This window comes from Acidimicrobiia bacterium, from assembly GCA_012959995.1.
Lineage (GTDB): Bacteria > Actinomycetota > Acidimicrobiia > Acidimicrobiales > MedAcidi-G1 > MedAcidi-G2B.
Window position 1 is genome coordinate 86,968 of record DUCC01000011.1, and the last position, 14,345, is coordinate 101,312.

At 55.0% G+C, this 14,345-nt stretch carries 13 protein-coding genes; 9 read left to right on the forward strand and 4 right to left on the reverse strand.

Annotation, left to right across the window (positions count from 1 at the left end; genetic code table 11):
• Positions 1-50: 50 nt before the first annotated feature.
• A complete protein-coding gene (locus EYQ49_03120; GenBank protein ID HIG24872.1) occupies positions 51-1,586 on the forward strand; it encodes a hypothetical protein in 1,536 nt (511 codons plus the stop codon).
• 3 nt (positions 1,587-1,589) lie between these two features.
• Positions 1,590-2,669 (forward strand): hypothetical protein, encoded by a 1,080-nt coding sequence (locus EYQ49_03125; protein HIG24873.1) that lies wholly within the window; start codon positions 1,590-1,592, stop codon positions 2,667-2,669.
• A gap of 842 nt (positions 2,670-3,511) precedes the next feature.
• On the opposite strand, the gene EYQ49_03130 is transcribed toward EYQ49_03125, so the two are convergent.
• Together EYQ49_03130 and EYQ49_03135 are read right to left on the reverse strand one after the other, a co-directional pair.
• Positions 3,512-3,910 carry a hypothetical protein gene (locus tag EYQ49_03130; GenBank protein ID HIG24874.1) on the reverse strand — a complete coding sequence of 133 codons (399 nt, stop codon included), beginning with the start codon at positions 3,908-3,910 and terminating at the stop codon, positions 3,512-3,514.
• A gap of 38 nt (positions 3,911-3,948) precedes the next feature.
• On the reverse strand, positions 3,949-4,620 hold the full coding sequence (locus EYQ49_03135; GenBank protein ID HIG24875.1) for a glycerophosphodiester phosphodiesterase: 672 nt from the start codon (positions 4,618-4,620) through the stop codon (positions 3,949-3,951).
• 132 nt (positions 4,621-4,752) lie between these two features.
• Here EYQ49_03135 and pyk point away from each other — a divergent pair, with 132 nt between their 5' ends.
• Positions 4,753-6,192: a pyruvate kinase gene (pyk, locus tag EYQ49_03140; GenBank protein HIG24876.1), complete on the forward strand. Its 1,440-nt coding sequence runs from the start codon at positions 4,753-4,755 to the stop codon at positions 6,190-6,192.
• 7 nt (positions 6,193-6,199) lie between these two features.
• On the opposite strand, the gene EYQ49_03145 is transcribed toward pyk, so the two are convergent.
• Positions 6,200-6,523, reverse strand: a complete 324-nt coding sequence (locus EYQ49_03145; GenBank protein ID HIG24877.1) for a hypothetical protein — start codon at positions 6,521-6,523, stop codon at positions 6,200-6,202.
• A gap of 57 nt (positions 6,524-6,580) precedes the next feature.
• Here EYQ49_03145 and EYQ49_03150 point away from each other — a divergent pair, with 57 nt between their 5' ends.
• The 3 genes from EYQ49_03150 to EYQ49_03160 all read left to right on the forward strand — a co-directional run bounded on the left by EYQ49_03150 (position 6,581) and on the right by EYQ49_03160 (position 8,759).
• Complete coding sequence (locus tag EYQ49_03150; protein HIG24878.1) at positions 6,581-7,189, forward strand: molybdenum cofactor guanylyltransferase; 609 nt, start codon at positions 6,581-6,583, stop codon at positions 7,187-7,189.
• 44 nt (positions 7,190-7,233) lie between these two features.
• Positions 7,234-7,563 (forward strand): rhodanese-like domain-containing protein, encoded by a 330-nt coding sequence (locus tag EYQ49_03155; GenBank protein ID HIG24879.1) that lies wholly within the window; start codon positions 7,234-7,236, stop codon positions 7,561-7,563.
• A gap of 95 nt (positions 7,564-7,658) precedes the next feature.
• Positions 7,659-8,759, forward strand: a complete 1,101-nt coding sequence (locus EYQ49_03160; GenBank protein HIG24880.1) for a ribonuclease D — start codon at positions 7,659-7,661, stop codon at positions 8,757-8,759.
• A gap of 261 nt (positions 8,760-9,020) precedes the next feature.
• Here the strand turns inward: EYQ49_03160 and EYQ49_03165 are convergent, their stop codons facing one another.
• Positions 9,021-10,766, reverse strand: coding sequence for a chloride channel protein (locus EYQ49_03165; protein HIG24881.1), 1,746 nt, complete (start codon positions 10,764-10,766; stop codon positions 9,021-9,023).
• 17 nt (positions 10,767-10,783) lie between these two features.
• Between EYQ49_03165 and EYQ49_03170 the strand changes: the two genes are divergently transcribed.
• Genes EYQ49_03170 through EYQ49_03180 form a run of 3 tightly spaced genes read left to right on the forward strand, consistent with a single transcriptional unit; the run spans position 10,784 to position 14,339 of the window.
• Entirely contained in the window at positions 10,784-12,286 is a 1,503-nt protein-coding gene (locus tag EYQ49_03170; GenBank protein ID HIG24882.1) for an FAD-binding protein, read from the forward strand.
• Positions 12,277-13,176 carry an FAD-binding protein gene (locus EYQ49_03175; protein ID HIG24883.1) on the forward strand — a complete coding sequence of 300 codons (900 nt, stop codon included), beginning with the start codon at positions 12,277-12,279 and terminating at the stop codon, positions 13,174-13,176. Before EYQ49_03170 ends, EYQ49_03175 begins: the two co-directional genes overlap by 10 nt.
• A complete protein-coding gene (locus tag EYQ49_03180; protein ID HIG24884.1) occupies positions 13,173-14,339 on the forward strand; it encodes a (Fe-S)-binding protein in 1,167 nt (388 codons plus the stop codon). The genes EYQ49_03175 and EYQ49_03180 overlap by 4 nt, the downstream gene beginning before the upstream one ends.
• The last annotated feature ends 6 nt before the right edge of the window (positions 14,340-14,345 follow it).

The following is a 14,345-nucleotide window of genomic DNA, read 5'->3' on the forward strand; positions in this document are numbered from 1 at the left end:
TTGAGCGAGCATACCCAACCGAAGAAGGCTGAGGAGTACCCTTACTTTCTGTGCTTAGCAAAAGAAAGCAAGATGCCGCCCCGGAGTGGATGACGCCCGCCAGTGTGTTGGTCGGGTTCATAACCCTGGGTGGGGTGATCCTAAGGTTTTACGCAGGGACACCACTCTGGTTGGACGAAGCTATTTCAGCAGCTTTGGCCGGTGAAGGGCTCGGTGAGCTTTTTGAAGGTCTACGCAATGACGGCCATCCGCCATTTTACTATTTACTACTCATGGGGTGGACTAAACTCTTTGGCGGATCAGATGGAGCAGTGCGCGCTCTTTCTGGGGTGATCTCCGTATTTTCTCTCGTTGCTGCTGGGCTTTTGCTTCGGAAAGTAGCGGGCCGTTGGATGGCCTTGATGGCGGTGGGTGTGCTAGCGAGCAGTCCGTTTGCTATTCGTTACGCCACCGAAGTGCGCATGTACGCCCTGTTGGTGTTCTTGTTGCTGCTGGGGCATGGGGCCTTCGGGTTTGCCTGGGTAGATCCGACCCGGCGCCGACTGGCTGGGGTTGCCGCGGTCACCACGGCGTTAATTTATACCCACTATTGGTCACTTTTTTTACTGGCGGTGCTCGGGGCAGGGCTGATCTTTTTGCTCGGGGTAAAAGACCTAAACAATCGAAAAAAGGCCCGACGTTTGCTCTTGGCTATGAGTCTGGGGATGCTGCCATTTCTTCTGTGGCTCCCAACTTTTTTCACGCAACTGGCCCACACTGGAACCCCATGGTCGCCGGCACCGCGCCCTTCGGTGGTCGCCGCTTTGGCCTTAGAGGCCTACGGAGGAGGACGAGGTTCGGAGGCCCTTTTGGTGGCGGTCTTGTTTATGGTTCTTGTTTCGCTAGGGGTATGGTCACGGCCCTTCGCCGGGCAGGTCTTAGTTCTCGGTCTTACAGATTTACTGTGGTTGCGAGTAGCGGTGGGGGTTGGTGTGGCCACCATGGGGCTAGGGATGACGGTTAGTCTTCTCATGGGCTCGGCTTTTCAAGGTCGTTACGGAGTTTTTGCTTTTGTTCCCTTGGTGGCGGCGGCGGGCGTGGGCCTTGCTCGATTGCCCCGTCATTATGGGTTAGCGGTCTTGGTGGCTTTGGCGTTGCTTTCTGGAGTATCGGTAGCACGCGAACTTTCACGTGACCGAACGCAACTCGGAGAAGTGGCACAGCGCATAAATCAAGAAGGCCAGCCGGGAGACCTGGTGGTTTTTTGCCCTGATCAACTTGCCCCGGCGGGAAACCGACTCTTGGATGAATCGTTTGCGTTGTTGGCCTACCCAACGCTTGACACCGGAAAAACGGTCAACTGGAGTGATTACGCCAAAAGAAACTCAGCAACCGAAGTAAACGAAAAAGCTGATGAAATTTTGGCGCTTGGTGGCAACGATCACAGTATTTGGCTGGTTTGGGTAGATGGGTACGCCACTTTCGGAAGCCAATGTGGCCAACTCCATAGGGCATTGGCCGAAGGTAGCAGTGGGTCGGACCGCATGATTAATGCCGACGGTGACCGTTTTTACAATTCGGCGAACTTAACGCATTTTGGCGACTAGAGAATGAACAAAATATTTTCTCGGTCCGCTATTCGTGCGGTAGTTCCCGCTTGGTTGGCGGCCCGGTTGGTGGTTGGGTGCACCATGGTTTTGGTTCATGTTTTTGCCCCAGAGGAGCGGGCAGAATTCGTAAGGCAGCGGTTTCAATCTTGGGACGCCGGTTGGTACCGCTCGTTGCTGGTCAATGGCTACGACCTTGGAGTGGCTGAGGGGTTTCGGTTCTTCCCCGGATACGTCTTGCTCGGGCGAGCAGTCCATATGTTTCTCCCGGGAGATGCTCAGTGGTCGCTGCTGTTAGTAAGTAATGGGGCTTCGCTTTTAATGCTCTTTTTGCTTTACCAACTCGTGATGAGAGAAAATATGGGCCGCCATTTGGCCGGCCGAACGGTCTGGCTCCTGGCCTTTTTCCCTACCGGTTTTGTTTTGGTTTGGGGATATGCGGAAAGTTTATTCTTAGTTTTTGTAATCGCTGGTTTTCTTGCTTTGCAAAAAAAGCATTGGTGGGGGACAGCAGCTTTATTTTTTGCCGCTGGTTTGACTCGCCCCACCGGGGTGTTGGTGGTTTTTTCAGTGGTTATTTCGCTCTTAAATGCGGGCCGCCGTGGACCGTGGTTAGCTAAATTGGCGGCCCTCTTGGGTGCCCCATTGGGGGTGAGTGCCTATTTGTGGTGGGCTTATGCCTCCACCGGGCAGCCTTGGTTGCCGGTGACCGCACAAAGGTCGCTACGAGGAGGCTTTGTTGACCCGTTTAGCCGACTGGGGCATGGGTTCGGAGACCTGTGGGACAAGAACCCTGAAGCGTTTCATTTGGTGACTGCTTTATTCTTTTTACTTCTCTTGGCAGTGGTGGTTAAAAAAATGCCTTTGGTTTATGGGGCCTATGCCGGCCCGGTGTTGCTGGTGGCGCTGGCCGCAGAGAATATAAATAGTTTGGAACGCTACGCCATGAGTGCGTTCCCTTTACTGGTTGCTTTAGCTTTCCTGATGGAAGGTCGACGCCTTCAGCGTGTTATCCCTGCTGTTTCGCTGGCCGGGTTGGTGTGTTTGACCGCGGCCGCTTCTCTAGGAATCTACGTTCCTTAGTGCCTTTACTACGAGCCAGTAGGCAAGGCCGTAAACGCGGAAACGGCCCCGAGTAGCCTTCCGGAAAACCGGTCAACTCTTCGGAGCCGTTCCATCGTCTCGTGGCCACTGCGGTCTTCGCCTCGAAAGGTGAAGGCCTTGAAACTGAAACCACCTCGAAAGGTGGAATCCGTTTGAACCAGGAGCTTGATTCCTTGCGGTCTCTTACTCTGGTCCGATCAGCCACTGACTCCCGGGGGAGTCAAGATTGTCGAGTTCTTAGTTGTCCGGAGACTCCTAAAGAACTCGACGCACCTAACACATCATGCTGGGTCTTGCTGATTGTCAAACCACCTTGCGGTAGTTGGCAACCAGGTCGACGTCAACACGATTGAAATGTGTTGCTGGTTCTTGCGCTTCAACCCGGAGGTTGGAGCGATCCTTCCAGCAGCAACACCTCGGTGTTTGCGGCTAACCCAACTGTTCTCTTGCGAGTTCAGTGTGGTCACGGTCCTCCCCGAACTTTTTATGAGGGCTTCACCAAAAGGATTCGGCGATCCTCCGCCGAAGGCGAGCTTTCACTCATCTTCGGGGGTGGTTTGCCGGTTCCTAAGGATCCGATCCCCACGCCAAGTTCGGCGTGAAGACATGATGCAGGTTTTTGCATGCAGAGTCAACCTAAAAACTAGTATTCCCCAGAAGATTTGGGTATTTCCCCAGAAGAAGCACTAGTTGTCCACATGCTTTCCACATTATGTGGCAATTTCGACCGTAAAAACAGAAGAACCCGCCCCTCAGGGCGGGTTCATCGCAGCGGGTTGGGCTGAAAGGCTAGGGTAGCGGTTGAACGAACCGGTACAACGCTAAGCAACTAAAACAGCACCAGCAAAAAGCGCTCCCAAAGCGGTCAATAAACCCAGCGCCCCAGTAATAGCTCGAACCGCCACCGAATTAGTAGCGCTATGAGCTGCCGCCGAAGCACCAGAAACACCAACCAACAGAAGTTTCAGCAACAAGGCCACGTGATATGACGAGTCGCGGGTGCTCAAATCGACAGCCAACAGGTTCCACAGGCCAGTAAAAAGAGCGAGAGCAAAGAACGTCCAAGCAAAGCGACCAAAACGAGCCGCTGCCAGACGCGGCGCCTCGGGGCTAATGCTGCGCAGGAGCGGAACCAAAGCAATCATTAAAAGTTGGCCACCTACCCAACCGCAAACAGCCAGGACGTGAAGAAAAATGCGAAACGAGTCAAGAGTTACCATAAAGACGAGTCTGGCAGCAAGAACATCAAAATTGACGGCTACGGCCAAAGCCCTTGAGCTACCAACACCTGTTTCAGCACCGAAAGACGATCGGTCATGATGCCATCTACCCCCAAGCCGAGAAGCCGTTCCATCTCTGTTGCCTCATCAATAGTCCAGACATGAACCTGAAGACCCTGCTGATGAGCGGAATCTACCAAACGTTTATCCACCAACCGAACGCCCCTCATGCTCACCGGCACCTGCAAGCACTGAAAGTTCGGAGAAGCAAAAGGTAAACCAAACCCCGCAGACCGAAAACGTGCCACCCCGAGCGGCCCCGCAGAAGTGCATAAATCTGGTCCTAATAAAGAGCGCAACTGGTTTATGCGGCGATCAGAAAAAGCCCCGACACAGACCCGATCCAATGCGTCATGTTCGCCCAGCAAAGCAGCGAGGGGTTCCACCACTGCATCGTCTTTGGGGTCAATGTTGATACGCATCTGCGGAAAATCAGTCAACAATGTCGAAAACAAGACAATGGGTTCCCGGCCGTCCACCCGAGCAGTTTGGACCTGTTCCCATGAAAGATCAGCAATCAACCCTTGCTGGTCTGTAACCCGATCAAGGCGGTCATCATGAAAGGCCACCACCACCCCGTCGGCTGTGACATGGACATCGGTTTCAATATAGCGATAGCCCAATTCGGCGGCATGATTAAAGGCCGGCATGGTATTTTCGGGCCAATCCCCGGCACCCCCACGGTGAGCAAAAGCCAACGGCGTGGGGTGATCTAAAAATGGATGCAAAACGGTCACCCCGAAACCATAGCCGCCGCCCTTTGACTCCGATAGCGTGGGAGGGTGACAAGACGAACAAAAATAATCGCCACCATCGGCCCCGCCTCTGAATCAGAACCAGTTTTGCGCCAAATGATGCAGGCTGGTATGAACATTGCTCGCCTCGGGTTGGCCCACGGCTCGCATAATCAGGCCCAAGAACGGGTGGAACTCATTCGTCGCATTGCTGCCGAAGAGAAAACGTCGGTAGGTATTTTAATTGACCTGCCCGGACCTAAAGTTCGTTCGGCAAACTTTGGTCAAGAGTCGGTAGCTTTTGCTGAGGGCAGCAAATTAACCCTACGGGTAGGTAACCAAGCCAGTACTGCGCAAAATGTAGAGGTCGATTACGCCGGACTAATTAACGACATTGACCCCGGTGACGTGGTGAGCATTGGCGACGGCCGCGTGATGGTCAAAATCTTAGATGCCACTGGTGATCAACTCAATGCAGAGGTAGCGCACGGAGGAACGCTTTCGGGTCGTCCAGGAATTCATATTCCTTCGGAACGACTTTCTCTGGCTACCCCTACCCCTGAAGACATGGTGGCCGTTGAACGTTTCACCGCCCTAAAAGTTGACATGCTGGCCGTCTCTTTTGTACGCAGCGCCGCCGACTTGGCGCGCCTTGGTACCCCAAGCCACCCCGAAGGGCCGCTGGTGGTAGCAAAAATTGAGACCGCCGAAGCGATAAAAAATCTACCAGAAATTATTGAAGCCTCCGGCGCCGTCATGGTAGCTCGCGGCGACTTAGGTTTGGAATGCGGCATCGAAGGCCTGCCCAGCATACAAAAACACATTATTCGCGAATGCATCGCCTTGGGACGGCCCGCCATCACAGCCACCCAAATGTTAGAAACCATGGTTGAAAACCCTGAACCCACTCGAGCAGAAGTATCCGATGTGGCTAACGCCGTATGGGATGGCTCAAGTGCAGTCATGCTTTCGGGAGAAACAGCAATTGGCGTGGACCCGGTAAACGTCATTGCCACCATGGCACGCATCGTGGACCACGCTGACCAAGCTTTCGATCACCGGGGTTGGGCCGACGACCTTGCAGAAATTCGTCTCACCGACCGCAAAGCACCAGAAACCTCCATTACCGATGCCATGACGTTGGCTACCGCTCGGGCCGTTAATGAATTGGGGATAAAAACGATTTTGTGTATCTCCGGTTCTGGTTTCACCGTTCGTTCGATGGCTCGCTTTCGCCCCAAAGCGCGCATCTTGGGTTACAGCGCCAACGAAAATACCGTAGGGCAACTTTCGTTAAGTTGGGGCACCGAACCGCGGCTCTTGCCTACCGAAGGTCCCATCGAGGGCCGGATTATGGCAGCCGTGAACTTAGCGCGAGACAGCGGAGACCTTCAAGCAGGGGAACTGGTGGCGGTATTAGCAGGAACCAGTGAGTCTTCACGTTCCACCAATGTTTTGCGCATCCAGATCGTGCCGACCGTTAAATAGCTTTTGGTTAGGAACCCTGACACCGAGGGTTGCGGTCCACGGGGATCTGAACGGCTTGGCCAAAGAGCGTGCATTGGCATTCATCCGCGCAAGTTCCGAGCTGTGCACGCTGATCCCACAACGACAAACTAAGCAGAACGGCTAAAGCCACCACCAAGACCCGGACCACCAGCATGCGAACCATGCGGAAAACAAACCAGGCCCCGACCAGTAGCGCAGCCATAACTCCGAGGCTTAGCCCGGCGAGGAGTTCCGGGTTGGCCCAAGAAGGGAACTCCACCATTTCCGGGAGGTCCAAAAGGGCGGAAAGTATGGAAGAAAGGTCAAACATGAAAAGAAGGTTAGTTCATTAGTGAGCAAAGTCTGGTCACCTACTAACCTACTCCCTATGGAAAATGATCATCGGGTGTCAGGAGCGGTTTTGGCTGGGGGAGAGAGCCTCCGTATGGGCGTTGATAAAGCCACCATGCTGGTCGATGGAGGTTTCCTTATTGAAAAACCCCTTAAGGCCCTTGAAGCGGCGGGCGTTGAATCAAGAGCCATAATTGGCGGATCATCAGAGGTTCTTAAAAAAACTGGCTCCCTCGTAGTGCCCGACCGCTGGCCCCAGCAGGGGCCCCTCGGGGGGATTCTTTCTGCTTTGCATTTCTTCAAAGAACAAAAGTGTTCGGTGATTGTTTTAGCTTGCGACCTCGTGCTGGCCAACGAAAACGAAATCGCAAGGCTCATACAACAAGCGGAACTTTTTCCCCACACCGTGGTGGTGCCCGAAGTTCAAGAGCGGCGCCAGTGGATGCATGCTTGTTGGCCTCCTGAAGCTTTGCCTCATCTGGAAAAAGCATTTTCCGATGGTGAACGAGCGCCATTTCGAGCGGTCCACGGATTTCCGGTGACCTCCTTTAAACGAGACGGCAACGATTTTTATAAAGATTTAGACCAACCCAGCGATCTTCTCGCGGCGACCGACGGAGACGGTAAAGTACGGCGGTCGCATTAAGTAAGTTTGGATAAATTATGAGACAAAGGTTTCGGAGAAAAAAGATGAACGTCACACAAATCAGCGTGAATGAACTTTCTGACTTGGTAAATGATGGTGCCTTGCTCATCGACGTGCGCGACCCAGCAGAACACACAACGGCTCGAGTGCCCCAAGCGGTTTCTATTCCCCTGAGCACTGTTCCGGACCGCTTAAGTGAGGTTCCGACGGATGGACCGGTCTATGTGATCTGCGCTAAAGGTGGCCGAAGCCAGATGGCCGCCGAATTTTATACGCAGCAAGGGGTGCAGGCCATCAACGTAACGGGCGGAACCGACGCTTGGTTAAGCGCAGGTTTCGAACACCGAAGCGGCCCCACCGGAGCAGAACGCTGAGACGCCGAAAGAGCGAAAGCTCTTCAAACGCGGACCAGCAACCCTCGGCGGATTACCAATACATCGACGACCAAGCAAACCTTGACGCTCTGCTGGTGACCTTATGCGCTCAAGAACGAGTCGCTATTGACACCGAGTTTCATCGAGAGCGCACCTATTTTCCGCAAACCGGGTTAATTCAAATTGCCTGGTCCGACGGTTTGGTCCTGGTCGACCCATTGCCCCTTGATCTTCAAGGATTTTCTGCATTGCTGGAGAGCGAGGTGGTCATCGTTATGCACGCCGCCGGCCAAGACCTTGAAGTATTTGATCGCCTGTGTGCGACCATGCCTCGTCACCTTTTTGACACTCAGATAGCGGCCGGGTTCGTTGGCATGTCCACCCCCTCTCTGTCCGCACTTCACGAAAGAGAAATGGGTATAAAGCTCGCTAAAGGGGATCGACTAACCGACTGGTTGGCCCGGCCCTTAAGCCAGTCGCAGTGCAACTATGCAGCGGCAGACGTGTTGCACCTCTTGGAGATCTACGACCAATTGACTGCTCAATTGACCAAACTGGGTCGCTTAACTTGGGCGCAAGATGAATGTGATTTACTTCTTGAAAGAGAACGCGGTCGACGCAATCCCGACGATTCTTGGAAACGAATAAAAGAAGCCCGCCACCTCAAAGGCCCAGCCCGAAACAATGCCCGTGCGTTAGCGGCCTGGCGGGAGAGTGAAGCGGCTGGCCAAGACATTCCCGTGCGTCGTTTGCTCCCCGATCTGGCCGTTGTTTCCATAGCGCAGCAAGCACCGAAAAATATTGATGCCCTGCGCAAAATACGTGGGGTAGATGGACGCCACACTAAAGCTGGGATGGCCGAAGGCATTTTGCAGGCCTTGGAAGAAGCCGCCCACTTGCCGCCGCTGCCGAAACCCGACCGCCGCAAAAAAGAAGACAGTCGAGATTTGCGGGCTGGCGTAACGCTGGTTTCTGCTTGGGTTAGCCAAGCAGCCCGTCAATTTGATTTGGACCCAACGCTGTTGGGGACGCGTGCCGACATTGAAGCACTGGTACGCGGCGACGCCGATGCCCGGATGCGCACCGGGTGGCGACACGAAATAATCGGGGGGCCAGTAGCAGACTTATTGGCCGGTAAAGCGACACTTTCGTTCGACAAAGACGGCGGCTTGCTCTTAGAAGAACGTAAAGGTTAAAAAAATGCGCCCCCGACTGCGGTCAGGGTGGCTAGAGTGGCGTATTACTTGTTTGGACTAGCAGTGGGAGTGACGCCGTGAAAAAAGGCCGGCATCGCCGATTTGAAGAAGCGCGAGCGCTTAAACATAACGAGGACCTCGACTTGGATTCCATCTTTGACAGCTTGGACTCCGACGAAGATAAACCTGCCTCCCCAGCGCATGACGCCTGGGCCGAGGAATTTGACGAAGAAGAAGAAACGGCTTAAAAACTGCGTGCGGTTAGCTGTCTGTTTCTTCTAAAATCTCGTCAAGTTTTAAAATGTCGTTTTCGTAGATTACTCCGATGAACCTGTGCTCGTCGTCAACGACGGCGAGCACATCAATGTGCGCCTCTTCCATGGCCACGATGGCATCACGAAGCGACCAAGACGGGCGCGCCGCTGGAAGGTCAACGCGCACCAGATCGGAAACGGGTGTTTCATCCCAAAGCGAACGGTCCACTTCAGAAAGATCAGACAGGCTGATCATCCCCAGGTAACTGCCACCGTCCACTACCGGCACGGAGCGCTCCCGCCGTCCCAGAACATGAAGATAAACAAATTCAGAAGTTGTGGCATCGGGGGGCACGGTCATGACGTCGGTGGTTAAAGCCGAGGTGATGGGCAAAGTAAAGCGGCGCTCCAGATGCCCCAAACGAGTGCTGTGCTGATGGTCGGCTACTGAAGATTTGCCGGCCACCACCTGGCTTACTGCCGCCGCAACCAGTGCCGGCACTACGAAAGACCCACCGGTTGATTCAGCAACAAACATCACCGCAGCGATAGGGGCTTTGTATCCGGCCCCCAAAAAAGCCGCCAAACCCAAAGTGGGGTAAAGGCCTGGTCGATCGGCTCCTAAAAATTGTCCAGTAAATTGCCCAAGGATTACCCCCTGGACCGCTAAAGGAATAAAAAGGCCACCCACCCCGCCCGCACTTAAGGTGACAATAGTGGCGGCTAGACGGATGCCAAAAAGTAACGCAATGAGGCCCAAGCCGTTATCCGGGCGAACCACCCAAGCCATGGCCGCTTGGCCCGGTCCGATGCTCAGTGGAGCATCAAACATAAGGTCAGACCAGAGCGCCAGTAACGCTAAAACGACGCCTCCGGCCAGCACCCGGGGCAGAAAGTCAATGGATTTTGCCTGGGTTTTTGCCCAGCGCACGAGCCACGCCATAGAGCGCCCACCTAACCCGGCACCCACTCCAATGATCAGGGCACCCAGCATGTCACTGGTGCCTACCCCGCTAAACATGGCGTTGAGGTCGTCGGCGGTGAACCACATCTGGCTGCTGTCGGCCCCTAAACGAAAATGAGGGTCGTCTAAAAATGGCACGGCAGCATCGTGACCAATCAAGTTAATGTAGGTGACGTAACTGGTGGCGGCCGCCAGCAATGAGGGCAACAGAGCCCGTCGGTTTACGTCATCGCGGTACGGGGCTTCTAAAGCGAAAAGCACCCCGGTGGCTGGTGCCTTAAAAACTGCTGCTACGCCGGCTGCGGCCCCCGCAGTTAATAAAACCCGCACATCTTCGCGGCGTAACCAGTTGCTAAAACGATCACGAACTGAAAGGCCAACGGTAGCTCCCGCATAGATCGAGGGCCCCTCAAGGCCTAACGCTCCGCCCATACCAATGGTGATTACTCCGGCCAGCAACTTAGCGGGAAGGTCCCGAAATGGAAGGCGGGGGTTACGTTCGTGAAAGGCACGAATAAACTCATCAGAGGTGCCCGAAGAAGAGTTTCGGCCCAAGTAACGAAGTATGAGCCCGGCCCCCAAAAGACCCAACCCCGGGGCGGCCATCAACTGCCAAAGAGGCCAATGCTCTACGCTGGCTAGCAAAAGCTTGTCGGTAACCGCCTCAAAGCCGGCAATAATGAAAGCCACCAACAGCCCAGTCAACATGGCCAGCGCCAAGACAGGGGTATCGCCACGAGTGGCTATGGTGCGGAGACGATTCACGGTTACCTTTCCTACCGGGTTCATACCGTTAATGCGCGGTCATGTGCCCAACGGCCACCAAAGTAACCCACTGTGGCACAATAAGTAGCGACCAGAACAGAAAGAACATTGTGCCAGATCAATTACTTGCCGAACTTCGAGAAGCGCTTGGAGTGGAAAGCGTTTCTTTCGGGGGCGCTGCACAACTTTTATATAGTCGAGACAGTTCGGTGTTTCCAGGTGGGCAGCCCGGACCGGTGTGTTTTCCAGAAACCACGGTGCAGGTCGCGGCCTGTGTGCAAGCGGCCATAAAACACGACCGGTCTTTTGTGCCGCGCGGAGCAGGTACCGGTTTAGCCGGAGGGGCCATTCCTTGTGACAACCCGGTAATGATCGTCACCACCAGGATGAACAAAATTCTTGAAGTGAACGCAGAAAAACAGTTTGCCTGGGTGGAACCCGGAGTAATCAACCTTGACCTCACCAACCACCTTCGAGGTACCGGTCTGCATTTTGCTCCTGACCCTTCAAGCCAACAGTCGTGCACCATCGGCGGCAATGTGGCTAATAATTCTGGAGGACCCCACTGCTTGGCCTACGGGGTGACCAGCGCTCACATTTTGGCGGTAGAAGTGGTGCTTCCCGATGCCTCGGTGGCTATTTTTGGCGACCCTGAAGGCCCTACCGGTGGTTACGACCTGCGTGGAGCATTTGTGGGCGGTGAAGGAACCTTGGGGGTCGCTACTCGAGTAGCGGTCCGACTTACCCCCGACCCTCCTGCGGTGCGCACCATGCTGCTGGATTTCCAAGATGTCGGTACAGCAGCCGACACGGTGAGCGCAATTATTGGCGCGGGCATTGTTCCGGCGGCTATAGAAATGATGGATCAAAAAGTTATCGAAGTGGTCGAAAAATTCATAAAAGTCGGTTACCCGCAAGATGCAGCCGCCGTATTAATCATTGAAGTAGATGGCCTGGCCGATGGAGTTGAACACGAAGTAGAACGAATCACGGAAATAGCTTTGGCGTGTGGAACCCGCACGGTGCGGGTAGCGGCCGACGAGGAAGAACGAGCCCGGATTTGGAAAGGTCGCAAAAACGCTTTCGGCGCTATTGCCCAAGTAAAGCCCGGTTATTACTTGCATGACACGGTGATACCTCGTACCAAACTTACCGAGGTCATTAACAAGGTATACGAAACGGCGGAACGCTATGACCTGTTAGTGATGAACGTGTTTCATGCCGGGGACGGAAACTTGCACCCACTGTTGATCTTTGATCCTCAAGAAGAGGGCATCATGGATCGCGTGTTGGCCGCCGGAGAAGAGATCGTACAAACCTCCTTAGATGCGGGCGGAGTGCTCTCTGGAGAACACGGTATTGGTTTAGAAAAGCGCCGTTTTATGGATCGCCTCTTTAGCGAAAATGATCTGGCCGCCCAAGCAAAATTGCGCCACAGTTTTGACCCCGATGAACGGGCAAACCCCCACAAAGTGCTGCCCGGTGGGTCAAGTTGCGCCGAAATAAATCATATGGACAAGCCACCAGAGGGCACATGGGTATGAACGCTCTCGAAGAATTTCGCCAATCAGTGGGCCCTCGCGGACCCGTAGCGGTAGTAGGGGGACGCACCCGGTGGCAACTCGGGGGTTCGGTAGATCCCCAAGCCCGACTAGTGGCTGCACCCCAAGGCATCGAGGCTCTGGACCCCTCAGAGATGACGGTTAGCCTGGGTGCCGGCACCCTATTGGCGGCACTCGATGAGGCGCTAGCCGAGCACGGTCAAGAAGTGGCTCTTGACGGTCCTCCGGGCGCCACCGTGGGGGGAGCATTAGCGGTAGGCCACGACAGCCTGCGCCGCCGCCGCATAGGTTCCGCCCGGGATGTCTTGCTGCAAGCCGACTACGTGGATGCCCAAGGTGAGTTGATAAAGGCCGGCGGACCAACCGTGAAAAACGTTACGGGCTACGATCTCTGCCGATTGTTGGTGGGCTCACTGGGCACCTTGGGTTTTTTTGGCCAAGTAATTTTACGCACCCGGCCTCGGCCGGAAGCGACCAGGTGGCTAAGCGGTGCAGCCAGTCCCCAACGTTTTCTAACCGAGATCTACCGCCCGGCCACCATTTTGTGGGATGGACAGCAAACCGCAGTTTGCCTTGAGGGCTACCAAGAAGACGTAGAAAAACAAGCAATGAAACTTCACTCCCTGGGCCTCGAAACGAGCGGCCCACTGTGCCCCATGGTGTTGCCTCCGCACCGACAACGCTTGACCGAAGGGCCACTAAAAAGCGGCACCATTGCTGACGTGGGTTCCTCAGTTCTTTACGCTCCTCAACCGGCAGAGGCACCGGTGATCGCCCCAGAGGTTCAACGGGTGGTGGATCGACTTCGTCACCAATTTGACCCCGAGGGACGACTAAACCCGGGCCGCAACCCGCAACGGATGTCCACATGAACTTGCCTTTAGACCTCGATCCAGATGACTTGGCGGTCTGTGTTTCATGTGGGCTTTGTTTGCCACATTGCCCGACTTATCGAGTGACGCTCGATGAGCGCTACTCGCCGCGCGGCCGTATCAACTTGATGCGAGCGGCAGAAGAGGGCACTCTGGCCATGGACAATGAATGGTTCGATTCTCTGGACACCTGCATCCAGTGTTTGGGCTGCGAAACGGCGTGCCCTTCGGGGGTAAAGTACGGATCGCTTATTGCTGGTACAAAAACCGCTATGGCGCAACAGCGCACTCCGGGGCGCAAACTCCGGGCCGGGCTTTGGGTCCTTAAACATCCCCGGTTGCTTTTGTGGGGGAGCAGAGCGATGGCCGTTGGACAGCGTCTGGGTCTCCTGCCCCGCAACTCATCGCTGTGGCCCAAAAAGCTCTCCTTGCGGCGCCCCAAGTCCACCGCTACTTCAACCGGTGAAGTAGTGCTGTTCACCGGATGCGTCATGGACACGTGGATGCCTGAAGTGCACCGAGCGGCCGAAAAAGTGCTACAAGCCAGCGGCACCACGGTGATGCTTTCAGGGCCGACCACGGGTTGCTGCGGGGCACTCCACGAACACGCCGGGTTAACCGACCAAGCCCGACAACGAGCACAGCAGGTAATGGATTCGCTGCCCGGTCAGCACCCGATTCTGGTCGATGCTGCAGGTTGCGGGGCCGCCTTAAAAAATTACGGACACCTCTTGGGTACACAGCAAGCCCAAGAATTTGCCGAACGGGTTTTTGATGTCCAAGAGTGGCTTGCTAAACACCCAGAGCGCTTGGCAAAAATTCCCCTCAAGGAAACCGAACGGCCGCCAGTAATTGTTCAAGACCCTTGCCACCTTCGTCACGCCCAGCAATGTCATGAAGCAGTTCGTGAAGTACTTGGTCCGGTGGCCCAAGTGGTGGAACTTGATGATGAAGGGCTTTGCTGCGGAGCCGGTGGATCGTTCTCTCTCGTGCACCCCGACCTGTCCCAAGAGGTGCGTAAGCGCAAAATGGAAGCCATCGCTCGGGCTGGCAACCACGAGGTGGTGAGTGCAAACCCCGGTTGTGCTTTGCATCTTGAAGCAGCGGGGGCCAAGGTACGACACCCTTTAGAGTTGTTGGCAGAAGCCATCGACGACAAGTAGGAGCGC